This is a genomic window from Pseudofrankia coriaricola, from assembly GCF_001854805.1.
Lineage (GTDB): Bacteria > Actinomycetota > Actinomycetes > Frankiales > Frankiaceae > Pseudofrankia.
Window position 1 is genome coordinate 40,122 of record NZ_MBLO01000228.1, and the last position, 23,477, is coordinate 63,598.

The window sequence follows — 23,477 nt, forward strand, 5'->3', positions numbered from 1 at the left end:
CTAGCGCAGCGTCAAACCAGCCACCTCCTCAACCCCGCACCACGCGAGCCACGGCCATAAGCCTCTATCCGGCACCACGCAGGGGAGGACGCTCAGCGTCCGACCGGCAGGGCGGCGCGTCCAGCGCCCGCACGCCGCTCAGCGTCCGACCGGCAGGGCGGCGCGTCCAGCGCCCGCACGCCCTATGCGAGGGCGTGGAAGCGGTTCTGGGCGGGCTCCAGGCCCTCGCTCACCAGCGCCTCGACCGCGTCGGCGGCCCGGTCCACGAGGAAGGGCACTTCCTTGCGCTCCGGCCCGGCGAAGTCGCGCAGGACGAAGGCGGCCGGGTCCATCCGCCCCGGCGGGCGGCCGATGCCGAAGCGGACCCGCAGGTAGTCACGGGTCCCCAGCGACGAGGTGATGGACTTCAGCCCGTTGTGCCCGTTGTCACCGCCGCCGCGCTTGAGCCGCACCGCGCCGAACGGGATGTCGAGCTCGTCGTGCACCACGATCAGCCGCGCCGGGTCGACCTTGAAGAACGCGCGCAACGAGGCGACCGGCGGCCCGGAGACGTTCATGTAGGACCGGGTTCGCGCCAGCACGACCGCCTCGCCGCCGAGCCGGATCTGGGCGGCGTCCGCGCGGGCCTTGTGGGAGCGCAGCCGGGCACCGTGCCGCTCGGCGAGCATGTCGACGACCAGGTAGCCGGCGTTGTGCCGGGTGCTCGCGTACTCCGCGCCCGGATTGCCCAGCCCGATGACCAGCCAGGCCCCGCCGTCCTCGCCCGCCATCCCTTTTGCCCGCCGCTATCCGCCGTCGAGGCGCTGGGTGCACCCACGAACTTAGTACCGAGAATACCGACCTGGACCAGGTAGGCCCGGGGCTGGACGGCGTCAGCCGCACAGCCCCGGGCGAGCCTAGGAAGCGGTGATCGTCGACTCGGCCTCGACCGACTCGCCCTCCGCGGACTCACCGATCTCCGCCTCGTGCTGGGCCGCGGTCGGCTTGAGCAGCACCTGCACGACGACGACCTCGGCGTCGATCTCCAGGGTCACACCGGGCGGCAGGATGAGCTGACCGGCGGAGATGCTCGAACCGGGCCCGAGGCCCGCGACGCTGACCTCCAGCGAGCCCGGGATCGAGGTCGCCGGCGCGCTCACCGACACGGTGTTGTTCTGCACGTCAATGATCGCGTCCGGGTGGGCGTCACCGACGACCACCACCGGGACGTCGACCGTGACCTTCTCGCCGCGGCGGACGAGAACCAGGTCGACGTGCTCGAAGGTTCCCCTGATGGGGTGACGCTGGATGTCCTTCGGGAGCGCGAGCTCCGTGGCGTCACCCAGGTCGAGAGTGAGCAGGACGTTGGTGCCCGCGTCGGTCTTGAACGCGTGCAGCAGCTCCCGGTGGGACAGCGCGACGTGGCGCGGCGGTTGGCCGTGACCGTACAGGACGGCCGGAACCTTGCCGGCCCGACGGGTGCGACGAGCGCCGCCCTTCCCGAATTCGGTGCGCGGCTCCGCGACGATGCGGACCTCGGACATGGCGGTGCTCATCCTCTCACGACTGGCTCAGGTGCTGGCGGGGCCTGGACGACGACAGGATCTCGTGCCATGGGCAGAGCGTCTGTATGTCTGAGTCTGTGGTCTGGAAACAGAGCCAGACTCAGACGCCGCCGTCGTCATCAGGATCGCGGCTCTTCACAGTACCCGACGCGTGTCCAGCCCCACGTCTGTCCCCTCCCCACAACACCGTCAGCAATGCCGGGAGATTTCACCCGGCAGTGGACCGCCGCCTCCCGCCGGTACCGAACCGCGCCGTGCCGCGCGGGCCCAACCCGCCAGCCGGGCGCGGCGGCGCGGGCGGCGCGAGAAGCGGAATGCGCCTCGACCGGCCGGTGCGCCGCCGAAGCGCGGTCAGCGCCGGATAGGTTCTGCGTGGAAGGCAGGCCTCTCGGAAGGAGCCCCAGCTGTCCACCGAGCTGTCCACCGGACCCACCGGACTCGCGCGCGCCGGCGCCGCTGTGACCGTCCGCGCGCCGGCCAAGGTCAACCTGCACCTCGGGGTCGGGCCGCGCCGCGCCGACGGCTACCACGAGGTCATCACCGTCCTGCAGGCCGTCTCGCTGTATGACGAGCTGACGGTGACCACGCCGCCCGGCGCCCCAGGTGACGTCCGCGGCCGAGAATCGGCCGCGACCGAGGGCGCGCCGGCCGTGGCCGCGACCGTCGAGATCGCCGGCGAGGGAACCGCCGCGCCGGGCGGCGCCGGCGCGGCCGACGACGTGTCGGTGGTGCCCACCGACGCCGACAACCTGGCCGTCCGGGCGGCCCTGCTCGTCGCCGAGGCCGCCGGCATCCGCGGCGCGCGGATCCACCTGGCGCTGGCGAAGGGCATCCCGGTCGCGGCGGGGATGGCCGGCGGCAGCGCGGACGCCGCCGCCGCGCTGGTCGCCTGCGACGCGCTGTGGGGAGCCGGGCTGTCCGCCGAGACGCTGGCGCGGCTCGCCGCCCGCCTCGGCAGCGACGTGCCGTTCCCGCTGACCGGCGGCACGGCGCTCGGCCTCGGCCGCGGCGAGCGGCTCTCCCCGGTCACGAGCGCCGGCGAGTACCACTGGGTGTTCGCGCTCGCCGACGGCGGCCTGTCGACGCCCGCCGTCTACCGCGAGTTCGACCGGATCGACGACGGCCGGACCGAGCCGACGCCGGCCGACGCGGTGCTCGCCGCGCTGACCACCGCGGACCCGGCCCAGCTTGGGGCTGCGCTGGTCAACGACTTGCAGGCGCCCGCGATCCGGCTACGCCCGGCGCTCGGCGACGTGCTGGCCGCGGGCCGCGGGCACGGCGCGCTCGGCGCGCTGGTCTCCGGCTCAGGGCCGACCTGCGCCTTCCTCGCCCGCGACGCCGAGCACGGCGCGCGGCTCGCCGCCGGGCTCGAGGCGAGCGGCCTCGCGCGCGCCGTGCGCCGGGCAACCGCGCCGGCCGCCGGCGCGACGATCGTCACGGCGCCGCCGCCGAGCGCCATCCCGGCCCCGGCCGCCCGCTCCTGATCCGTGCGCCGCGGCCGGCTCCCGGCCCCACCCGAATCCCGGTGCCGTGGAGCGCATCCCTAACTGGTCGGCGGGGGCTGCGTTGTCCGCTCGGAGAGCTCGAGCCAGCGCTCCTCCAGGGAGGCGATCTCCGCCTCCAGCCCGCCGACGTTCTTGGTGATGCGCAGGACACCCTCGTAGTCGGACGGATCGTGGCTGGCGAGGTCCGCATGGGCGGCGGCGACCTGGCCGGCGAGGCGGTCCAGGCGCCGCTCGGCCGCCGTGAGCTCCTTCTGCGCGGCGCGCAGCTCGGCGCCGGACATCCCCACCGGCGCGGCCGGGGCGACATTCCCGGTGGCCGAGATCGCGGCCGCCGCCGGCGCCGCCGGCTGGGCCGGGGTCCCGCCGCTCTCCCGTAGCCGCAGGTACTCGTCCACGCCGCCGGGCAGGTGCCGCAGCCGGCCGCCGAGAATCGCGTACTGCTGGTCGGTCACCCGTTCCAGGAAGTACCGGTCGTGCGAGACGGCGATCAGCGTGCCCGGCCACGAGTCCAGGACGTCCTCCATCGCCGCGAGCATGTCGACGTCCAGGTCGTTCGTCGGCTCGTCGAGCAGGAGGACGTTCGGCTCGGCCAGCAGCACCAGCAACAGGTGCAGCCGCCGTCGCTGACCGCCGGACAGGTCCGCGACCCGGGCCGACAGGTGCTCGCGGGCGAACCCGAGGCGCTCCAGCAGCTGCGCCGGGGTCAGTTCCCTGCCATCGATGACGAACGTCGTCCTGGTGCGCGCGAGCACCTCGCGCACCCGGTCACCGGCGATCGCGCGGAGCTGCCCGAACTCCTGGTCGAGCACGCCGACCCGGACGGTCTTGCCGGTCTTCACCAGCCCGGAGCCGGGCGTGATGGTCCCGGCGATCAGGCCGAGCAGGGTCGACTTGCCGGATCCGTTCGCCCCGAGGATGCCGGTGCGTTCGCCGGGACCTATGCGCCATTCCACGTCACGCAGGACGGGACGCCCGTCGAAGGAGACCGACGCGTCCAGCAGGTCGATGACGTCCCTGCCCAGCCGTGCCGTCGCGAGGCGGGAGAGCTCCACCCGGTCGCGCGGCGGCGGGACGTCGGCGATGAGCGTGTTCGCGGCCTCGATACGGAACTTCGGCTTGGACGTGCGCGCGGGGGCGCCCCGCCGCAGCCAGGCCAGTTCCTTGCGCATCAGGTTCTGCCGTTTCGCCTCGCTGGCCGCGGCCTGCCGGTCCCGCTCGACGCGCTGGAGCACGTAGGCGGCATAGCCCCCCTCGAACGGCTCGACGGTCTGGTCGTGCACCTCCCACGTCATGGTGCAGATCTCGTCGAGGAACCAGCGATCGTGCGTGACTACCAGCAGACCACCGGTGTTGCGGGCCCAGCGCCGCCTGAGGTGGTCGGCGAGCCAGGTGATGCCCTCCACGTCGAGATGGTTGGTCGGCTCGTCCAGGACGATGACGTCCCATTCGCCCACCAGCAGGGCGGCCAGCGCGACACGGCGTCGCTGCCCCCCGGACAGCTCGCCCGCCTTGGCGTCCCAGGGGATGTCCGCGACCAGCCCCGCCATGACGTCGCGCACGCCCGCGTCGCCCGCCCACTCGTGCTCCGGCCGGTCACCGACGATCGTCTGGCCGACGGCGCGCGCGTGGTCGAGCGTGTCGGACTGGTCGAGCGCGCCCACCCGCACGCCGCCGCGGCGGGTCACCCGTCCCGAGTCCGGCGACACCTGGCCCGAGAGCATCCCCAGCAGGCTGGACTTGCCATCGCCGTTGCGCCCCACGACCCCGATCCGGTCGCCCTCGTTCACGCCGAGCGTCACCGAGTCGAAGACGACCCGCGTCGGATACTCCAGATGTAGGGCTTCCGCTCCGAGAAGATGGGCCACCTTCTCAGCCTATGGTCGAGCCGGTTCGGGCAGTGAGCGCCCGAACCGGCTCGATGCGCGGATCGGTCAGCTGGCGGCGGATGGAGCGGTCGTGGCCAGCTTCGCGAGGCGGTCCGGGGTTGCCCAGCGGACGTCGCGGACCAGACGGGTCAGCTCCATCGCCTTGATGAGGTAGAAGCTGGTGTCGATCTGCCAGAACTTCACCCCGTGCCGAGCCGACGTCGGCTCGGCGTGGTGCAGGTTGTGCCACGACTCGCCCATCGACGGCAGGCACATCCACCAGACGTTGCCCGACCGGTCACGCGACTTGTAGGGGTGCCGACCGGCGACGTGGCAGATGCTGTTCACGGACCAGGTGGTGTGGTGCAGAAGCGCGACCCGCACCAGGCCGCCCCAGAAGAACGCCCGCAAGGCCGCCTCGAACGAGCCGCCCCACAGCCCGCCGATGAGGGCCGGCAGCGCCAGGCTCAGGAACGCGCAGGCCGCGAACGTCCGGCTCACGAGGACGATGTCGCGGTCGTCGAGCAGGTCGGGCGCGTAGCGGCGCTGGTCGGTCTGCTCGACGTCGAACAGCCAGCCGATGTGCGCGTGCCACAGGCCCCGGGTCAGCGCGCGGGTGCCAGGGCCGTACCGCCACGGCGAGTGCGGGTCGCCATCCTTGTCGCTGTAGGCGTGGTGACGGCGGTGGTCGGCGACCCAGCGGATGACCGGGCCCTCGATGGCCATGTTGCCGAACACGGCGAGCGCGATACGGACGGGCCTGGACGTCTTGAAACCCCGGTGGGTGAAATACCGGTGGAAACCGACCGTCACGCCATGCCCGGTTATGGCGTACATGAACGCGGCAATCACCACGTCGTGCCAGGTGATCCACCGATCCCACAGCAACGGGACGGCGGCGATCAGTGCGGCGATCGGCACGATGATGATCGTCGCGAGCACCACCTGCTCGGTACGGGCCTTCGCCATCCATCGCGGGACGCTGGTGTGTTCGCTGTCGGTAACGCTGGCCGAACCGGGCGTCAGGCCTGTGGCCGCGCCCTCCCGATCCGGCGGGCTGGAGTCAGTCGGCGGCACCGTCTCGGTCGTCGCGGTCATCGCGGCATCCTGTCTGTCGCGGCAGGTCCACACATCTGGTCCTCTTGGGCTCACGGTAACGGTCGCCAGGGTGCGTAGGCCCCCGTGACGGCAACCGTGACACAAACTCTTTCGGTCCTCTCGTGGCCTCTAACTACCCGTCCGCCGGCCGGTTACCGCTCGCCGAGAGTTTCGTCCGCATCGTGACGTTCTGTGCCCGATCCATGCACCCCGACGAGACGAGCCAGCCCTTCCCGGCCCAGAAAGCGGAGCGTTTGTCAACACCTACCCACAGGTAGCCCAGACAACCAAGCCCGCACGTCGCCGTTTAAAGACGCAGAGTGCCTGGCACCTGGACCTCAGACGGACCCCCAAGCCACCCCAGGAGCGCCGCCAGGCACGACACCGGGAAGGCAAGCCGAAGCCGACCAAAGGCCGGCAAGCACACAACCCCGCCGCTAACACGCCAACCACGCCCCAGCCCCAACCACGACGGGGGCCCAAGGGGGGCGAAGCTTCTTGATGTGGGGTCTGGGCTCGGCCACGGGGCAAAATCACGCCCACCGTCGAAGCCGACCCAAAGGTCGGCRAGCGCACAACCCCGCCGCTAACACGCCAACCACGCCCCAGCCCCAACCACGATGGGGGTCCAGGGGGCGAAGCCCCCTGGCGTGGGGTCCGGGGCTCGGCCCCGGGGTAGAATCACGGCCCCCGGCGAAGCCGACCAAAGGTCGGCGAGCACGCAGCCCCAGCTCGCTCCGCCGCCACGACTCGAACGTGGACTAGAAGAACCAAAATCTCCTGTGCTGCCTATTACACCACGGCGGACCGCGAAAACAGCAGAAGTCTACCATCGCCAGCTTGCTCGGCGTCGAATTCCCCACCCCCTGGTCCTGGGCTGGACGGCCAGCGCGGACTCACCACGGTCGACCTGATGCTGAGTGCACGGACGGCGCCGGGCCCGCGGTCGCCTGTCCGTCGTTCTTCTCGTCACGGTTTTCCGGGGAGTCGTTTCTGCCGCGGATCTCTCCGCGTGCCGTGAGGAAATGACGATGGGGGTGGGATGAAGCAGGAAGGTGGCCGGGTAGGGTGTGGGCGTCGGCGGGGAGCGCGGGTTGGACGCGGTCCAGGCCCGGCGCGGATCACAAGGGGAGCGGTCGTGACCCAGACACGTCTGGCGGCCACCATCGTCTTGGCTGCGGGCGCGGGGACCCGAATGCGGTCCGCCACGCCGAAGGTGCTACACCGCGTCGCCGGGCGGTCTCTGCTCGACCACGTCCTAGCCGCCGCGGGCCCGCTGGGCGCGCGTCACACGGTGGTCGTCATCGGGCATGGGCGAGAGGAAGTCGCGGCGTCGCTGCGGAACCGCGACGGGGTACGCACCGTCGTGCAGGACCAGCAGGGTGGCACCGGGCACGCGGTGCGGGTCGCGCTCGGCGCGCTGGACGGCCTGCGTCCCGACGACTGGGTCGTCGTGCTGCCCGGCGACACTCCGCTGCTGACCGCCGAGACGCTCACCTCGCTGCTCGCGCTGCACGCCGACCGCGGCGCGGCGGCGAGCGTGCTGACGGCGGTGGTGCCCGACCCGACCGGCTACGGGCGCATCGTGCGCGGCCCCGCCGGCGGGTCCGTACGGGCGATCGTCGAGCAGCGGGACGCGGACGCGGCGACCGCGGCGATCCCGGAGGTCAACGCCGGGGTCTATGTCTTCACCGCCGGAATGCTGCGCTCGGCGCTGGGCCGGCTGACGACGGACAACGCGCAGGGCGAGGAATACCTCACCGATGTGATCGGGCTGCTGGTGGCCGACGGCGAGCCCGTCGCGGCGCACACCGCCCCCGACGCGGGTGAGACAGCCGGCGTCAACGACCGGGTGCAGCTCGCCGCGACCGGCGCGGTACTGCGTGACCGGCTCGCGCGGGCGGCGATGCTCGGCGGCACCACGATCGTCGACCCGGCGACCACCTGGATCGACGCGGGCGTGACGTTCGAGCCGGACAGCACGGTGCTGCCGAACACCCACCTACGCGGCGCCACCCACCTGGCCGCTGGCAGCGTGGTCGGGCCGGACAGCACCCTGACTGACACCGTCGTGGAGTCCGGGGCGTTCGTCGAGCGCAGCACGGTCACCGGGTCGTGGATCGGCCCGGGCGCCGGTGTGGGCCCGTACGCGCACCTGCGGCCGGGGACCCGCCTCGGCCCGAACGGCCGAATCGGGGCGTACGTCGAGACCAAGTCCGCCGAGATCGGCGCCGGTACCAAGGTGCCGCACCTCGCCTACGTCGGCGACGCGACCGTCGGTGAGCGGTCCAACATCGGCTGCGGCACGGTGTTCGCCAACTACGACGGCGTTCACAAGCATCGGACCGTGGTCGGCTCGGACGTGAAGATCGGTAGTGACACGGTGCTCGTCGCCCCGGTCGTGATCGGTGACGGTGCCTACACCGGCGCCGGGACGGTGGTCCGGTCGGATGTCCCCCCTGGCGCACTCGCCATCACCGAGGGCCGGCAGCGCACCATAGAGGGGTGGGTCGAGCGGTCCCGTCCGGGCACGGCCGCGGCCGCCGCCGCCAACCGGGCGGGCGAGACCTCCCCGACAAACGACGCACAGCCGGCATCCGATCGTCTAGCCGTGAACTAGGCCACATCACTCCCTCTCCGTCCCGCATCGCTGGCATTCGCGAGCGGCGCCCCGGAACCTAGGGGGCTGGTTGGGGCCGGCATGGGCGCCAGGAGACGTCAAGGAGACACGGTGGGCTACCAGACGGAGAACCGGCGCAACCTGATGCTCTTCTCGGGCCGGTCCCATCCGGACCTCGCGGCCGAGGTGGCGCAGAAACTCGGCGTAAGGACGGTGCCGACCAGCGCGTACGACTTCTCCAACGGCGAGATCTTCGTGCGGTTCCAGGAGTCCGTCCGCGGCTGCGACGCCTTCGTCCTGCAGGCGCACTCCGCGCCGGTGAACACCTGGCTGATGGAACAGCTGATCATGGTGGACGCGCTGAAACGCGCCAGCGCCAAGCGGATCACCGTCGTCGCCCCGTTCTACCCGTACGCCCGGCAGGACAAGAAGCACCGCGGCCGCGAGCCGATCTCCGCCCGGCTGGTCGCCGACCTGTTCAAGACCGCGGGCGCGCACCGGCTGATGTCGGTCGACCTGCACACCGCGCAGATCCAGGGCTTCTTCGACGGCCCGGTGGACCACCTGTTCGCCCTGCCGCTGCTGGCGGACTACATCGAGAGCAAGGTCGACGCCTCCGAGGTGACCGTGGTGGCGCCCGACTCCGGCCGGGTCCGCGTCGCCGAGCGCTGGACGGACCGGCTCAGCTGCCCGCTCGCGATCATCCACAAGCGTCGCGACAAGGACGTCCCGAACCAGGTCAAGATGTTCGAGGTGGTCGGCCAGGTGGCCGGGCGCACCTGCGTCATCGTCGACGACATGATCGACACCGCCGGCACGATCACCAAGGCGGCCGAGGCCCTGAAGGCCAACGGCGCCAGCACGGTCATCGCCGCCGCGACCCACGGGGTGCTGTCCGGCCCGGCGATCGACCGGCTGAAGAACTCCGACATCAGCGAGGTCGTGCTGACCAACACCCTGCCGCTGCCCGCCGACGCCAGGATTGACAAGATCACCGAGCTGTCGATCGCGCCGCTGCTCGCCGCCGCGATCAAGGAGGTCTTCGAGGACGGCTCGGTCACCAGCCTCTTCGGCGGAGATGCTTGATTTTCTAGTTCCCTATGTTGCTGGCTCGCTCCGTCCGGGCACGGCGCTACGGCCCCTTACTCGCTTCGCTGGTGGCCGAATGATTTAGCGGGCCGGGCGGAAGGTTGTTGCTGGTTCGCTCCGTCCGGGCACGGCCCTCCGGCAGCCCGCTCGCCTGGCGGCTCGCGGGCTACCTCCGGGCCGTGTCCTCCTCCGCGCCAGCACGGTCGCCTGCCGCTGTAGCGTCACCCAGCCCCCCGCGGGGGGCCACTTCGCTTCGCTCGTGGACTCTGAACCGCTGCTGGTCGTGTTCCGTACCGATCATGCACAAAGGCCACCCCACGAGCGAAGCGAAGTGCTCCTCGCGAACGCGGCTGTCTTCGGTTTGGTGACGTACAGCGGAACGCAACCGAGCTGGGCGCGGAGGCGCACCTCGCGGAGGCCCTCCTACGAGCGAAGCGACGTAGGGGGGCCGCAGCGAGGTCGCCGGAGCGCCCGTGAGCGCAGGAGGACGGCGCGCGGAGGTCCCGTGGGAGCGAAGCGAGTACGGGGCCGTAGCGCGCCGTCCGCACGGAGCGAACCAGCAAGCAACCTTCCACCCCGGCCCAAATCTTTGAGGAGGGCGCCGCCCGCACGGAGCAAACCAGCAACTCAGATCCAACCCGGGAACCACATGCGGGCGCGCCAGCCGGAGAGTGGGATCTGCTGGGCGGCGAGGATTGGGTAGAAGTAGGCGAACAGCAGGACGACGGCGATCAGGTAGACGCCGACTGACAGCGCGCCCACGAGTCGCCTGGTATCGGACGCCTCGCGCGGCCCCAGTGCGAGGCCGGCGGTCGCGGTGATGCCGAGGACCAGGAATGGCAGCAGCGGCAGCGCGTAGAAGAAGAACATCGTCCGGCTCGGGACGAGCTCCCAGGGCAGGAACGACGAGGCGAAGCCGACCAGCACCAGCGCGGCCCGCCAGTCCCGCCGGACCACCCACAACGCCAGCATCACCACCAGGCAGGCCGTGCCGACCCACCAGACGGCCGGGTTGCCGATCGCCAGGACCTCGCGGGAGCAGCCGCCAGCGGAGGTGCAGCCCTTCTGGCCGTACGCCGGGCCGTCGTAGTAATAGGGCACCGGCCTGCCGAGAACCAGCCAGCTGAACGGCGCGGACTGCGCCGGGTGCGGCGAGGTCCTGGTGGTCAGATGCTCGTGGAAGTTGAAGATCGCGTCCTGGTAGGCCCACCAGCCCCGCCACATCGCCACGAACCCGTTGCCGTAGGCGTGGCGGTCGTAGCCCCCGTCGGTGACGAACCAGCCCGTCCAGGTCGCAAGGAAGGTCGCGATCGGCAGGGGCACATAGCAGCCGAACCAGGCCGGGACATCCCGCCTCAACGCCCCCAGGATCGGCTGCCGCGCTCCCGCGGTCCGCCGGGCGCCCGCGTCCCAGGCGATCGCCAGCACCGCGAAACCGAGCAGCGTGTACAGGCCGCTCCACTTCACGCCCATCGACGCGCCCAGGAAGAACCCGGCCGCGAGCCGCCAGGGGCGCAAGCCCAGCTTCGGCCCGTAACGAACGTCGCGCTCGCGGGCGGCCCGTTCGCGCGTGGCCCGGTCGCGGGCGCCAAGGGCCTCCTCGACAGCCGTGCCACCGCCGGCGGACGGGGGCGCGTCCCTGTCCTCATCCGTCGGCACGGCGGCAAGCGCGGCCGTCCGGTCAGCGAGCTTCGAGCGCCCATAGTCGCGGTCAAGAACCAGGCAGGCCAGCGCCACGATCAGCAGCGTCATCAGGAAGATGTCGAGGATGCCGATCCGGCTCTGGACGAACTCCAGCCCGTCGAATGCCAGGAGGAGCCCGGCGAAGCAGCCCAGGATCGTCGACCGGAACATCCGCCGCGCCGTGCGGGTCAGCACCAGCACCGCGATGGTCCCGAACAACGCCGACGCGAACCGCCACCCCAGCTCGGGACTTCCGTGCACCGCGCCCGAGCAGTCCGTGTAGCCGAAGAGCTTTTCCGACGCCGCCATGAACCACTTACCCAGCGGGGGGTGCACGACGTAGCCGGGGCCGACGCAGTTCTTGCTGTCCACCTCGTAGCCGTGGGTCATCAGGCCCCAGGCGTCCTTGGTGTAGTAGACCTCGTCGAAGTAGATGCCCTTCGGCTCCGTCAGCCGCCAGAACCGCAGGATGCCCGCGACCAGCGTGACGGCGAGCGCGGCCAGCCAGCCGGCGAGGCGGTCGGACGGCATCGGCGGGCAGAGCCGGTCATGCAGTGGCCCGCGCCCGCGCACCTCACCGACGTGGTCGCTCACGCCCGCGGGCCCCGCGGCCGCGGGCACGGCCGGGCCGGCATCGGCCAGGGTCGGATGGGCCGTCGTCGTCACGGTCACGCCAACAGCGTAGGTCGTCCGGGCTGACAGACTGCGCAGTGGCCGAACGATGCACGATCATGATCTTCCCGGGTGAATCCGGAGACCTCCGGACAGACGGTCAGTCGCCCGGCTGGGACACCCGTCCAGACGGGGCAGGACGCGGCCAGGCGAGACGAGACAGGGGCGACGATGACCGGGGTGCTGATCGTGTGCGGAGCGCCCATCGGTGACCCGCGGGACGCCAGTCCCCGGCTCGCCGAGGTGCTGACGACGGCGGACGTCGTGGCCGCCGAGGACACCCGGCGGGTCCGCCGGCTCGCGCACGCGCTCGACGTGACCATCACCGGGCGGGTCATCTCCTGCTATGACGCGGTCGAGGGCGCCAGGGCCGCCGCCCTGACGGAGCAGCTGCTCGCGGGCCGGACGGTCGCGCTCATCACCGACGCTGGGATGCCGGCGGTCTCCGACCCCGGCTTCCGGGTGGTCGCGGCGGCGGCCGCCGCCGGCGTGGCCGTCACCGTCGTGCCCGGGCCGTCCGCGGTGACCGCGGCGCTGGCCGTCAGCGGGCTGCCGAGTGACCGGTTCACGTTCGAGGGCTTCCTGCCGCGCCGCGGCGGCGAACGCCGCTCTCGGCTGCGCGAGCTAGGGGCCGAGCGGCGCACGATGGTCTTTCTGGAGGCTCCGCACCGGCTGGCCTCGAGTCTGGCCGACCTCGCCGCCGTCTTCGGCGCCGACCGCCCCGCCGTGCTGTGCCGGGAGCTCACCAAGACCTGGGAGGAGATCGTGCGCGGCGACCTCGGGCGGCTGGTGGGCTGGACCACCGACGGCCGTGAGATCCGCGGCGAGCTCACTCTGGTCATCGGCGGCGCCCCCGCCGGCCCCCGCCGGCCCACCGCGACGGCCCTCACCGGCGCCGCCACCCCGGCCGCGCCCGCGGGCGCGGCCGGCGGGGCCGCCACGACGGACGCGAACGGCCGAGGCACGGATGGGACCCGCGACCGCTCCGTGGTTGGCGGGCCTGCCGTGGACGACGAGGATGCCGTGGACGACGAGGAGCCGCTCGGGCCGCCCGCTCCCCCGACCCCGGCCGAGCTCGCCGAGGCGGTTGCCGGCCACGAGGCCGCCGGACTCTCCCGCGCCGACGCCCGCCGGGCCGTCATGGTCGCCTACGGCGTCTCCCGTGCCGACGTCTACGCGGCTCTCCTCGCCGCCCGCCCCAAGAACTCCGCCAGCGGCTCGTCCTGACAAGCCAGGGCACGGTCAGATCGCGGCGGTCAGGACCACGGTCAGGGCTGTGCGGCGCGGGCGGCGGCCAGGCGGCAGTAGGCGGCGACGTCGAGGGTCTCGCCGCGGGCGCCGGAGTCCACGCCGGCCGCGGCGGCGATCCGGTCGACGGCGGCGGGCGAGCCGGCCCAGCCGGCCAGCGCCGTGCGCAGCGTCTTGCGGCGCTGGGCGAAGGCCCCGTCGACCGCGGCGAACACGTCGGCGCGCAGCGCCTCGGGCGCGGGCGCCGGCCGGCGGGCGAACGCCACCAGCCCGGAGTCGACGTTCGGCACCGGCCAGAACACCGACCGCGGGACCAGCCCGGCGGAACGCGCTTCGGCGTACCAGGCGAGCTTGACGCTCGGCACGCCGTAGACCCGGCTGCCCGGCGGGGAGGTCAGCCGGTCGGCCACCTCGGCCTGGACCATCACCAGGCCGCGCTGGATCGACGGGACCCGAGCCAGCAGCCCGAGCAGCAGCGGCACGGCGATGTTGTAGGGCAGGTTCGCCGCGAGCACGCCCGGCGCGTCCTCGGCCGCCGGTTCCGCCCCCGCCAGCGTGTTCGCCCCCTCCGGTGAGGGCGACAGGTCGGCGGGGCCGAGCCGCAGAGCGTCCTCGGTGAGAACAGTGAGCCGCCCGGCCACGGCGGGGCCAAGCCGGGCGGCGGCGGTCGCCGGCAGCGCAGCCGCGAGCGGCGGGTCGACCTCGACGGCGACCACCCGGCGCGCGGCGCCGAGCAGGCCGAGGGTCAGCGACCCGAGCCCTGGCCCCACCTCGAGCACCACGTCGTCCGGCCCGACGCCGGCCAGCCGTACCAGCCTGCGGACCGTGTTGGGGTCGACCAGGAAGTTCTGCCCGCGCTTCTTCGTCGGCCGCAGGTCCAGCGCCGCCGCGATCGCCCGGATGTCAGCACCGGACAACAGCCCGCCCACCCGCTCGCCCGCCGAGGCGCCGCTTACCAAGGCCCGAACACTCGTCTGGCGGTCGCGGCGACGGTGGCGGCCAGCTCGTCGACCGGCATGCCGCGGACCTCGGCGATCGCACGCAGGGTCAGCGGCACCAGGTAGGGGCCGTTGGGCCGGCCGCGGTAGGGCATCGGGGTGAGGAACGGCGAGTCGGTCTCGACGAGCAGCAGATCCGCGGGTGCGACGGCCGCGGCGGCGCGCAGCCCCTCCGCGTTCTTGAAGGTCACATTTCCGGCGAAGGACATCACGTAGCCGGCGTCGGCGCACGTCTTCGCCATCCCGGCGTCGCCCGAAAAGGCATGGAAGACGACCGTCTCGGGTGCGCCCTCCTCGGCCAGGATCCGCAGCGTGTCGGCGTGCGCCTCCCGGTCGTGGATCATCAGCGGGCGCCCCGTCTCCTTCGCGATCGCGATGTGGCGGCGGAAGCTCGCCTGCTGGGCGGCGTGCTGCTCGGGTGCCGTCCGGTAGTAGTCCAGGCCGGTCTCGCCCACGGCGCGCACCTTCGGCAGCCGGGCGAGCGCCGTGAGCTCGGCGAACGTCCGCTCGTCGACGCCGCGCGCGGCCTCGTTGGGGTGGATCGCGACGGCCGCGTAGACGTCCGGGAACTGGCCCGCGACGTCGGCCTGCCAGCGACTGGTCGGCAGGTCCACCCCGACGGTGACCATCCGGCGGATGCCGACGGCTCGGGCGGCCGCGACCGCCTCGGCCGGGGAGGTATCCATCAGGTCGAGGTGGCAGTGGCTGTCGATGATCTCGACGCCGAGCGGGTCCGGCGCGGGCGGCGGCTCACCCTTGCGTCCCGTGTCCTTAGCGCGCGCATTTTCGGCCGTCACCGGTCCACCCCTACCAAAGACCTCACACCTACCTTCACGGGCTTGTTGGCGCCCGGATACGCTGCGGCAGGACGCTGTTCGCGTGGTTCCAGATCCTATGGCTCGCGGATGGCAGTCCTCGTGTGGCCAGATCCGGGGGTCTGGCCGCCCTGCCAGCATCGGGGATGCCACTCCATGGGTCGCTTGCTACACGGATGCCGATGACCGCTCTGAACGTCGCCCTTGTCACTCCACTCGCCGGTCCCGACGCGACGCAGGGTCTGGCGAGCGTGCGCGGGCTGACCCTGTGGGCTCGGGACGAGTATCTGCCCCCGCCGTGGACCGAGATCAGCGTGACGGCCTATGACGCCTACCCCGACCCGGCGGCGGCGATGCGGTCCGCGGTGGCCGCCAGGCCCGCGGCGATCATCGGCCCGTACGGCCGGCGCGCGGCGCTCGCCGCGACCTCCGCGACCGACCGGGTGGTCTTCAACGCCGGCGCCCCGACCACCCGGTTCATGCGCCAGGCCTACCCCAAGGTCATCAACATCGCCGCCCCGTCGTCGACCTGGCCGCGCCAGGTGCTCACGCTGGTCCGGTCCGCGGACCGGACCGCCCGCAAGGCCGTCCTGCTGCTGGCGGCCGGCGACTTCGCGGTCGAGGCCACGGCCAGCACGAAGGCGGCCGCCCGCTCGCTCGGGTTCGAGGTCACCACCAGCACGTTCGGCCCGGGCCAGGCCGCGATCGCGGCCAGTCGGCTGCCCACCGCCGATGTGCTGATCGTGCATGCCGACCCGGACGACGAGCTGACGGCGGCCAATGCCCTGCTGCGACGCCCGTGGAAGGCCGCCGCCTTCTCCACCGCGGTCAGCGTCCAGGGCGCCGCCACCTTCGGCGACTCCAGTGACGGCCTCCTCGCGCCCGGCAGCTGGCTGCCGGACAGCATGGCCGAGACGACCACTGGCCCGAACGCCTGGGCGTTCACCGCCGACTTCAGCGCCCTGCACGGCACGCCGCCCACGGCGACCGCCGCCTGGACGTTCGTGGCCGGCCTGATTCTCGGCGCCTGCATCCGCCGCTCCGGCAGCGCCGACGACACCGCGGTACTCGCCGCGGCCCGCGGCCTGGACACCACGACGCTGCTCGGCCGGTTCCGCCTCGACGAGACGACCGGCCTGCAGGTGGGCCACCAGATCCCGATCGTGCAGTGGCAGTCGGGCACGTCCTGGACGGTGTGGCCCCGGGAGGGCGCGCGGGCGCGGTTCGCGCATCCCCGCTGGCAGGCCCGCACGGCGAACCCCGGCCTCACCCCGCGTCCGTACCGCTGACCGGCGTTCGCCGGTCGTGGACGGTGGCTGGCTGGTGCCGTGGCCGGGTTCACCGGCAGGTGAAAGGCTGGGTTGGCGCGGCGCTGTGACGAGGGTGCCGCCGAGGCGAAGATCCGGCCGAAGGCCGCGTGGCGGGGGGTACCTGATGACGACAGGACCCGTCGCGCCGCCAGCGTCCTCCTCCGGTGGGTCGGCGCGGCCAGCGGCCAGCGGCAAGGTCCCCGACGGGGCTCGCGGGCCAGGCGGCGGCGTCCCCCACGGCGGCCCGGCCGGGCCGGGCGGCGCGCCCGGCGCGCTACGCCGCCGTCGGCTGCTGCGCAGCGCCGCCGGGCTGTTCGCGGTCGCGTTCATCCTGACCACGGCGAAGCTGTTCGTGTTCCCGAAGCGGGACGTGCCGGCGCCCGTCGACGCGATCGTGATGTTCGCCGGTAGCCCCGGGCGCCTGGAGCTCGCCGTCTCGCTCGCCCGCTTCGGGTATGCCCCGGTGCTCGCGGTCTCCCAGCCGACCCCGGACAACATCTGCCCGCCGGACACGATCCCGGCTGTCGAGGTCATCTGCTTCCACCCCCAGCCGCTGACCACGCAGGGTGAGTCGCGCTGGACGGCCGCGGCGGCGGCCGCCCGTGGCTGGCGGTCCATCATCGTGATCACGTCGACGACGCAGGACAGCCGGGCGCGGCTGCGGCTGGGCCGCTGCTACGACGGCCAGATCAAGATCATCCCTATCGACCCGCCAAACCGGGCCACCTGGGCTTACATGATCACCTACGAGTGGGCCGCGATGGCCAAGGCCCTCGTTCTCCAGCGCGGCTGCTGACCGCCGCGGCGCGGGCCTCCGCCCGCCGCTGTCCCCTCCGCGCTGCCCGCGCTGTTCCCGGCGCGTGTGGCCCAGTCGGTCAGAGGCCGTCGACGCCGACGGCACGGCGGACGCCGGCGAGGATCGGGCGCGCACGCTCGCGGGCGCGCTCCGCGCCCTCGGCCAGGATCGCGTCGATCTCGCTGTCCGGCTCCATCAGCTCCTCGTAGCGCTTCCGCAACGGGGCCAGCTGGGCGTTGAGCTCCTCGAACAGGGCGTTCTTCAGCTCACCCCAGCCCGTGCCGCCCGCCTCCAGCCGCCGGCGCATCTCGGCGACGTCCTCGGGCGCGGCGAAGTTCTCGTAGAGGTGGAACGCCGCCGAGCTGTCCGGGTCCTTCGGCGCCTCGACCGGGGTGCTGTCGCTCTTGATCGACCGCACGAGCTTGCGCAGCCGGGCCTCCGGGGCGAACAGCGGGATCGTGTTCTGGTACGACTTGCTCATCTTGCGCCCGTCGAGGCCGGGCAGCACCCGCCCCGACTCGCCGGGCGGCGTGACCGCCTCGGGAATCTTCAGCGAGAAGACGTCGCCGAACAGGTGGTTGAACGAGCCGGCGATGTCGGCCGCGTACTCCAGGTGCTGGACCTGGTCCTGGCCGACCGGCACGACGTCCGCATTCATGATCAGAATGTCGACCGCCATCAGCACGGGGTAGTTGAACAACCCCATGTTGATGCCGGCGTCGAGGTCGGCCAGCCCCGCCTCGGCGTTACGGTCGCGGGCGGCCTTGTAGGCGTGCGCCCGGTTCATCAGGCCCTTGCCGGTGACGCACGACAGCACCCACTGCAGCTCGAAGACCTCGGGAATGTCGGACTGCCGGTAGAAGATCGTCTGCTTCGGGTCGAGGCCCAGCGTGATCCAGGTGGCCGCCACCGAGCGGGTCCAGCTCGCCATCTGAGCGCGGTCACGCACCGACGTCAGCGCGTGATAGTCGGCGATGAAGTAGAGCGACTCGAACCTCGACGCCATCTCCAGCGCCGGCCGGATCGCCCCGATGTAGTTGCCCAGATGCGCGTCACCAGTCGGTTTGATGCCGGTGAGCGAGACCTTCTGGCCCTCGTGTGCCATGCGCCTCAGTCTACGGACGCCGCGGGCCGCCCCCTCGGTCCGTCAGGCCGAGGAAGCGGGCGCGGCGCGGCGATGGCGGGCGGCATAGGCCAGCATGAAGCGGACGTGCCGGCCAGCGTCACGAAGCGAATGCAACTTCGAGACGCCGGACCGCGGGTGGTAGGTGATAGGGACCTCCTCGACCCGCAGCTGGCTCGCCGCCGCCGCGACAATCAGCTCCGAGGCCAGTTCCATCCCGCCGTGACACGGCGCCATCCGCTCGTAGGCGGCCCGGGTGAAAGCCCGCATCCCCGAATGCGCGTCGGAGGTCCGCAGCCCGAACAGCCGGTTGAGCATCCGGGTGAGCACCGGGTTGCCGATGTGCTGGTGTGTCCACGGCATCGCCCCCGGCAGGATCTCACCGGTGAACCGGGAGCCCAGGACGTAGTCGGCGTCGCCGGCGCGCAGCGGCGCCAGCAGGCCGGGAAGTTCGCCGAAGTCATACGAACAGTCCGAGTCGCCCATGACCAGGTATCTACCGCGCGTAGCGGCGAACCCGGCAAGGTAGGCGTTCCCATATCCGCGGCGAGGCTCGCGCACCACCCATGCTCCAGCTTCGGCGGCGACCCGGCGTGAGTCGTCCATCGAGCCGTTGTCGGCCACGATGACCTCCCCCGGCAGGCCGGTCGCGGCGATGCCCGCCAAGGCCGCGCGCACGCAGCGGCCCACCGACTCCCGCTCGTTCAGGCACGGCATCACGACGGAGACCATGGGCCGGCCGCGCGCCGGCGAGGTGGCCGCCGGTGGTGACTGGCCGGTCAGGCGCCACGGGTCGGGCTGAGCATGCCGCGTGGCCAGGCGCGTTCGACGCGCCGCCGCGGGCGTCCGGCCCACCGGCGGGCTCTGGGCGGGAGCGGCCGCGCCGGCTGCCGCCTGCGTGGGAGACGCCACCCGAACTGGCGAGGCCGGACGTGCTGGGTTGGCGGGGCGCGTCGACATTCCCGCCTGGTCCACGCCTCCCGCCGCCACCTGGGTGGCGGCGGGAGGCGCCTGCGGCGTCGGGGGCGCGGTTCTGGTCGCGGTCGGTGCCGCTCGGCCGGCCCGCTGGCTGCGTCTGGTGGCCGGGCGTCGCTCCGGCCTCGAGGTGTGCTCGGTCACGCAGATTCGTCTACCCCTTCCGAGGCGGAGAACGCACAGTGCCCGACCTGGCACGAAATGGCACCACCTCTAGGTGGAAGTCGAGTCGGGAAGGAGACAACGAAGTCGTCCGATGACGATGAGTGGACAACGGTAGATCACGCCACCCCGCATGATCGCGAGGTGGAGGGGGGTCATTGGAAGCGGAGCGGCCCGGTCAGGGATCGTGGAGTCACCACGTCCCGCGCCGGGCGCGGCAGCCGCGGTCAGATTCCGCGTGTCTGAGGGCGCCGGCGGCATGACCAGGGAACGCGCGGCGAGTCCTGCCGCGCCTCCGGGGCATTCGGGGGGGCCAGTCCGGCCGCTCCGGTGCAGGGACGGCGATCGAGAGGAATCACCATGGCGGATGTGTCGGTGCGCTTCGCGATGACCGACGACAGCGAGATCGTGCTGAACCTCTCGCTGACCCAGGCGATCCGGCTGACGGAGGCGATCGCGTCCAAGGTGAGCCAGGCCATGACCGAGCAGCCCCGCGGGATGGGCGGCCCGATGACCGGCTCGATGCCCGCGGGCATGACCGGCGGCCTGAACGGCACCGGCGCCTACCCGCCCGGGGTCCGGCCCGGCCCCTACGGCGGCGCATAAACCGCCGCCCGCCAGCCGGCGGCCCCGTGGCCGGACCCGTGCCTGCCGCGCGCCCCGCCGGGCGGGTGCCGGCGCGGCCGAGCGTGCTGGCACCCGCGCACGCCGCGCGCAGGCCTGGCCACGGGCGGCGGCTGCCGGGTAGCCGACAGCTCCCGACCGTGCCGTCGACAGTGGAAGATACGGAAATCCGCTCGCCGGCCCGATAACCTAACCCCGAAGATCGCACGCGGCCAGCGCCGCGCGCCGTGGCTCGAGGCGAGCCGTCGGCGCGGGTGCCAGGCCGGCGAGCGCCGATCGGACCACAGCCGATCGGATCACAGCAGGCCCGCGGCCGCACCTGGCCCGGGCTATACGGACCGGGGCTACACAACCGAGCCGACGGGCGCGGAGGGCGAGGCAATGGCGGGACTGGACCGTTTCCGGGTGGTCGTGGAGGCGGGCCGTGGCCACGAGACCGGTGTGGTGGTCCGGCTGCCCGGCGTCCTCATCGTCGCCAGGGCCGGCCGGCCGCAGACGGCCGATACCGCGCGACGGCTGCTGGACCTGTGCGCCGAGGTCGTCGCCGAGCCGGGTGACTCGGCCAGCACCGGCCGCCGGCTGGTGCGCCGCGTGGCGGGGCTGCTCGCCGCCGCGGATCCGGAGGAGGTACCCGACTTCTCGCTGCTCACGGCGGTCGGGGAGCGAATCGCCGCGCTGGTTCACGGCGCGATGGATGTCGTCGCCGCGGGCCCGATCCCGCTCACCCTCTCCGGCATCGATTCGGCGACCTGGGTCGACCGGCTGCTCCCCGACGGGATCACCCATCTGCACATCGCCCCGTCCGGCTCTCTCGGCCTTCACAGAGCCCCGGACGACGAAGCGGAAATGACCGGGACCGGCCTCGGTTTCCCGCTCGACCTGCGCATCGGCGCGGTTCCCGGCATCGGCGCCAGCCTGCTGCCGTCCCGGGACGCGCCGCCGCCGGTCCCGAGGTCCGCGACCGACGACCTGCTCGCCGGCTACGGCCCGCCGCGCGAGCCGGCGACCGCCGCCGAGCGCATCCCCGTGCCGGCCGAGCGCACCCCGGAACAGCAGTCCATCGCTCCGCCGGTCCTTGCCCCGCTGCTGAGCAAGGAGGAGCAGGCGCACCGGGCGCAGTCCGGCGCCGAGCCGACCCAGGCGGCGGACTTCGACGAGCTCAACGAGCTGGACTACTTCGACCAGGACCCGCCCACCGAACTCGCCCGGCCGGCGCCGAGCGCGAACGGGCAGACGGACGGCCGGGCGCACGGCGAGCTCACCGAGGAGGACGACAGCGAGGCGCTGACCCAGCTGCCTGGCCAGACGTTCACCGTCTCGGACCTCATCGACGACGGCGACGACGCCCCGACGATGCTGCCGGGCAGCGACCAGGAGCAGCAGGTCGAGGGCGTGCTCTGCCCGAACGGGCATTTCAACCATCCGCAGGCGCCCTACTGCGCGCAGTGCGGCGCGTCGCTGTCCTCGACCGAAGGGCAGTCGGTATGGCGGCCCAGGCCGCCCATCGGCGTGCTGGTCTTCGACGACGGGCAGACGGTGCCCGTCGACATCGACCTCGTGATCGGCCGCCAGCCCGACCGTGACGACGCGGTACGCGCGGGCACCGCCCGGCCGCTGCCGGTCGAGGACGGCGAGAGCGCGGTCTCCCGGGTGCACGCCGTCATCACCCTGAACGGCTGGGACGCGGTGATCACCGACCGCGGCTCGGCCAACGGCACCTACATCGCGCCGCCCGAGGCGACCGTGTGGACCGCGTTGGACCCGCACCAGCCGGCGCCGCTGACCTCCGGTACCCGGGTCCAGGTCGGCAAGCGCACATTCGTCTTCAACAGCCAGGTAAACGCCTAAGGCGGGCGGCGCTGGACGCGCGCCCCGCCATCGGACGCTGAGCGGCGGCGGGCGCTGGACGCGCCGCCCGCCTGTCGGACGCTGAGCGTCCTCCCTGCGTGGTGACGGCTACATGTGTATGGCCGTGGTTGCTGTGACGCCGGGTCGAGGACGTGGCTGGTCTGGCGCTGCGCTAGTGGCGCCGTCACCTGCTGTGGTTGCGTGTCGCCTGGACCTGGCCGCTGGCCGTGGCGGTGCGGCCTTGTGACCGGGGCTGGCGTGGTTTCAGGCAGAGGACATGGCTGGTCTGACGCTGCGCTAGTGGCTCCGTCGCTCGCTGTGGCTGGGCCTCGAAGCCAGGCCGCGTGTCGGCTCGTGGTCTGGGGTCGGGGTTAGCCTTGGGGGGCGAACTCGTGTGACTGGCGCGCCGTCCCGACGGGACGGTGACCGGCGGGGGCGCGTTCGGTCAACAAACCGGACCACTAGGAGCCGCCTTGCCGGAGCCCACCGCTACCCCGCCGACCGCGACCGAGGAAGCGCAAACCGCCACGCGGATGCTCTCCGCTTCCGGGGCGGCGGAGCCCGGCGACACGGCCTCGGCGTCAGCCGTATCGGAGCCGCCCGCCCTCGATCAGGCCGAGCTCGACCTTGAGTCCGCCCCGGCACGGCGGCGGCCACGGCTGCTGTGGGCACCCCTGGTTGTTCTGGCCGCCGCCGCGCTGGTCGCGGCGGGGTTTGGCCTGCGCGGGCTGGCCGGCGGTGCCCCGGGCGACGACTCGGTCGACGCGGGCTTCCTGCGCGACATGACCGAGCACCACGCGCAGGCCGTGCAGATGAGCATGCTCGAGTTCAGCCACGGCGCGGACGAGAACACCATCGCAATCAGCCAGGACATCGCGCTCGGCCAGCAGCGCGAGATCGGGGTGATGGGATCCTGGCTCGCCGACTGGGGACTCGGTCAGTCGACCGTCGGCGAGCCGATGCGTTGGATGGGCGGCACCGGCGCCGCGGCCGATGGCCATGACATGGCGGGCATGCACGACGGATCCGGCTCGCTGGGCACCCCGGTCGGCACGGACGGAGTCCGGATGCCAGGCATGGCCAGCGGCACGGAGCTGACCCAGCTGGCCTCTTCCCAGGGGCGGGACAGCGACGTGCGGTTCCTCACGCTGATGATCCACCATCACCGCGGCGGGATCATCATGGCGCAGTTCGCCTCCCAGCACGCGAGCGAGGACAAGGTGCGCGCGCTGGCTAAGGCGATGGTTACCGTGCAGTCCTGGGACATCTCGCAGATGCAGTTCGATCTACAACGACTAGGAGCCCCGCCGGCCTGACGCGCCCCCGTCGAGGGTCGCCCTCGCCGCGACCATCGCGGAAAGTCCACGGCATCCCTGGGCCGACCATGCCGCCAGAAGATCATATTATGCGGATTCGGTAGGCTTCCTCCGTTTCGGCGGGCTGCCCGAGCCGCCAAGCGCTCCGGGGAGGTCGGCCGGATGCGCCCGCCGGGACCGCCTTTG

At 72.6% G+C, this 23,477-nt stretch carries 18 protein-coding genes; 9 read left to right on the forward strand and 9 right to left on the reverse strand.

The window, feature by feature from the left end:
- Window positions 1-182: 182 nt before the first annotated feature.
- Both pth and BCD48_RS28595 read right to left on the reverse strand, forming a co-directional pair.
- Entirely contained in the window at window positions 183-770 is a 588-nt protein-coding gene (gene pth / locus BCD48_RS28590) for an aminoacyl-tRNA hydrolase (RefSeq protein ID WP_071051495.1), read from the reverse strand.
- Window positions 771-896: 126 nt separating this feature from the next.
- Entirely contained in the window at window positions 897-1,523 is a 627-nt protein-coding gene (locus BCD48_RS28595; protein ID WP_071051496.1) for a 50S ribosomal protein L25/general stress protein Ctc, read from the reverse strand.
- A gap of 479 nt (window positions 1,524-2,002) precedes the next feature.
- Between BCD48_RS28595 and BCD48_RS28600 the strand changes: the two genes are divergently transcribed.
- Entirely contained in the window at window positions 2,003-3,028 is a 1,026-nt protein-coding gene (locus BCD48_RS28600; RefSeq protein ID WP_071051497.1) for a 4-(cytidine 5'-diphospho)-2-C-methyl-D-erythritol kinase, read from the forward strand.
- A 59-nt stretch (window positions 3,029-3,087) separates the two neighbouring features.
- On the opposite strand, the gene BCD48_RS28605 is transcribed toward BCD48_RS28600, so the two are convergent.
- Both BCD48_RS28605 and BCD48_RS28610 read right to left on the reverse strand, forming a co-directional pair.
- Window positions 3,088-4,914, reverse strand: coding sequence for an ABC-F family ATP-binding cassette domain-containing protein (locus BCD48_RS28605; protein ID WP_071051498.1), 1,827 nt, complete (start codon window positions 4,912-4,914; stop codon window positions 3,088-3,090).
- A gap of 66 nt (window positions 4,915-4,980) precedes the next feature.
- Window positions 4,981-6,012: an acyl-CoA desaturase gene (locus BCD48_RS28610; RefSeq protein WP_071051534.1), complete on the reverse strand. Its 1,032-nt coding sequence runs from the start codon at window positions 6,010-6,012 to the stop codon at window positions 4,981-4,983.
- A 1,138-nt stretch (window positions 6,013-7,150) separates the two neighbouring features.
- Here BCD48_RS28610 and glmU point away from each other — a divergent pair.
- Window positions 7,151-8,632: a bifunctional UDP-N-acetylglucosamine diphosphorylase/glucosamine-1-phosphate N-acetyltransferase GlmU gene (gene glmU, locus BCD48_RS28615; protein WP_083419339.1), complete on the forward strand. Its 1,482-nt coding sequence runs from the start codon at window positions 7,151-7,153 to the stop codon at window positions 8,630-8,632.
- A gap of 111 nt (window positions 8,633-8,743) precedes the next feature.
- Window positions 8,744-9,718: a ribose-phosphate diphosphokinase gene (locus tag BCD48_RS28620; RefSeq protein WP_071051499.1), complete on the forward strand. Its 975-nt coding sequence runs from the start codon at window positions 8,744-8,746 to the stop codon at window positions 9,716-9,718.
- A gap of 630 nt (window positions 9,719-10,348) precedes the next feature.
- Here BCD48_RS28620 and BCD48_RS28625 read toward each other — a convergent pair.
- Window positions 10,349-12,076, reverse strand: a complete 1,728-nt coding sequence (locus BCD48_RS28625; RefSeq protein ID WP_083419340.1) for a phospholipid carrier-dependent glycosyltransferase — start codon at window positions 12,074-12,076, stop codon at window positions 10,349-10,351.
- Between the two features lie 171 nt (window positions 12,077-12,247).
- On the opposite strand from BCD48_RS28625, the gene rsmI reads away from it, so the two are divergent.
- Window positions 12,248-13,303, forward strand: coding sequence for a 16S rRNA (cytidine(1402)-2'-O)-methyltransferase (gene rsmI / locus BCD48_RS28630; RefSeq protein ID WP_071051500.1), 1,056 nt, complete (start codon window positions 12,248-12,250; stop codon window positions 13,301-13,303).
- 41 nt (window positions 13,304-13,344) lie between these two features.
- Here the strand turns inward: rsmI and rsmA are convergent, their stop codons facing one another.
- Window positions 13,345-14,283: a 16S rRNA (adenine(1518)-N(6)/adenine(1519)-N(6))-dimethyltransferase RsmA gene (gene rsmA, locus BCD48_RS28635; protein WP_071051501.1), complete on the reverse strand. Its 939-nt coding sequence runs from the start codon at window positions 14,281-14,283 to the stop codon at window positions 13,345-13,347.
- Window positions 14,277-15,119, reverse strand: a complete 843-nt coding sequence (locus tag BCD48_RS28640; RefSeq protein WP_071051502.1) for a TatD family hydrolase — start codon at window positions 15,117-15,119, stop codon at window positions 14,277-14,279. Before BCD48_RS28640 ends, rsmA begins: the two co-directional genes overlap by 7 nt.
- A gap of 200 nt (window positions 15,120-15,319) precedes the next feature.
- Here BCD48_RS28640 and BCD48_RS28645 point away from each other — a divergent pair, with 200 nt between their 5' ends.
- Together BCD48_RS28645 and BCD48_RS28650 are read left to right on the forward strand one after the other, a co-directional pair.
- Window positions 15,320-16,426 carry an ABC transporter substrate-binding protein gene (locus tag BCD48_RS28645; RefSeq protein ID WP_071051503.1) on the forward strand — a complete coding sequence of 369 codons (1,107 nt, stop codon included), beginning with the start codon at window positions 15,320-15,322 and terminating at the stop codon, window positions 16,424-16,426.
- Between the two features lie 145 nt (window positions 16,427-16,571).
- Window positions 16,572-17,243, forward strand: coding sequence for a YdcF family protein (locus BCD48_RS28650; protein ID WP_241842051.1), 672 nt, complete (start codon window positions 16,572-16,574; stop codon window positions 17,241-17,243).
- Window positions 17,244-17,322: 79 nt separating this feature from the next.
- Here BCD48_RS28650 and BCD48_RS28655 read toward each other — a convergent pair whose 3' ends face one another.
- Window positions 17,323-18,348: a tryptophan--tRNA ligase gene (locus tag BCD48_RS28655; protein WP_071051504.1), complete on the reverse strand. Its 1,026-nt coding sequence runs from the start codon at window positions 18,346-18,348 to the stop codon at window positions 17,323-17,325.
- A gap of 42 nt (window positions 18,349-18,390) precedes the next feature.
- A complete protein-coding gene (locus BCD48_RS28660) occupies window positions 18,391-19,083 on the reverse strand; it encodes a glycosyltransferase family 2 protein (protein WP_312624245.1) in 693 nt (230 codons plus the stop codon).
- Between the two features lie 780 nt (window positions 19,084-19,863).
- Here BCD48_RS28660 and BCD48_RS28665 point away from each other — a divergent pair.
- From BCD48_RS28665 to BCD48_RS28675, 3 genes are all read left to right on the forward strand, one after another.
- Window positions 19,864-20,109 (forward strand): hypothetical protein, encoded by a 246-nt coding sequence (locus BCD48_RS28665; RefSeq protein ID WP_007518242.1) that lies wholly within the window; start codon window positions 19,864-19,866, stop codon window positions 20,107-20,109.
- Between the two features lie 399 nt (window positions 20,110-20,508).
- Window positions 20,509-21,975, forward strand: a complete 1,467-nt coding sequence (locus BCD48_RS28670; protein WP_071051505.1) for an FHA domain-containing protein — start codon at window positions 20,509-20,511, stop codon at window positions 21,973-21,975.
- A 473-nt stretch (window positions 21,976-22,448) separates the two neighbouring features.
- Window positions 22,449-23,291: a DUF305 domain-containing protein gene (locus tag BCD48_RS28675; RefSeq protein WP_083419342.1), complete on the forward strand. Its 843-nt coding sequence runs from the start codon at window positions 22,449-22,451 to the stop codon at window positions 23,289-23,291.
- Window positions 23,292-23,477: the final 186 nt, after the last annotated feature.

Excerpts from the sequence above, each read along its gene's own strand:
- pth (WP_071051495.1), bottom strand. The coding sequence starts at position 770 with ATGGCGGGCGAGGACGGCGGGGCCTGGCTGGTCATCGGGCTGGGCAAT.
- BCD48_RS28595 (WP_071051496.1), bottom strand. The coding sequence starts at position 1,523 with ATGTCCGAGGTCCGCATCGTCGCGGAGCCGCGCACCGAATTCGGGAAG.
- BCD48_RS28610 (WP_071051534.1), bottom strand. The coding sequence starts at position 6,012 with ATGACCGCGACGACCGAGACGGTGCCGCCGACTGACTCCAGCCCGCCG.
- rsmI (WP_071051500.1), top strand. The coding sequence starts at position 12,248 with ATGACCGGGGTGCTGATCGTGTGCGGAGCGCCCATCGGTGACCCGCGG.
- BCD48_RS28645 (WP_071051503.1), top strand. The coding sequence starts at position 15,320 with ATGACCGCTCTGAACGTCGCCCTTGTCACTCCACTCGCCGGTCCCGAC.
- BCD48_RS28650 (WP_241842051.1), top strand. The coding sequence starts at position 16,572 with ATGACGACAGGACCCGTCGCGCCGCCAGCGTCCTCCTCCGGTGGGTCG.
- BCD48_RS28655 (WP_071051504.1), bottom strand. The coding sequence starts at position 18,348 with ATGGCACACGAGGGCCAGAAGGTCTCGCTCACCGGCATCAAACCGACT.
- BCD48_RS28660 (WP_312624245.1), bottom strand. The coding sequence starts at position 19,083 with ATGCCGTGCCTGAACGAGCGGGAGTCGGTGGGCCGCTGCGTGCGCGCG.
- BCD48_RS28665 (WP_007518242.1), top strand. The coding sequence starts at position 19,864 with ATGGCGGATGTGTCGGTGCGCTTCGCGATGACCGACGACAGCGAGATC.
- BCD48_RS28670 (WP_071051505.1), top strand. The coding sequence starts at position 20,509 with ATGGCGGGACTGGACCGTTTCCGGGTGGTCGTGGAGGCGGGCCGTGGC.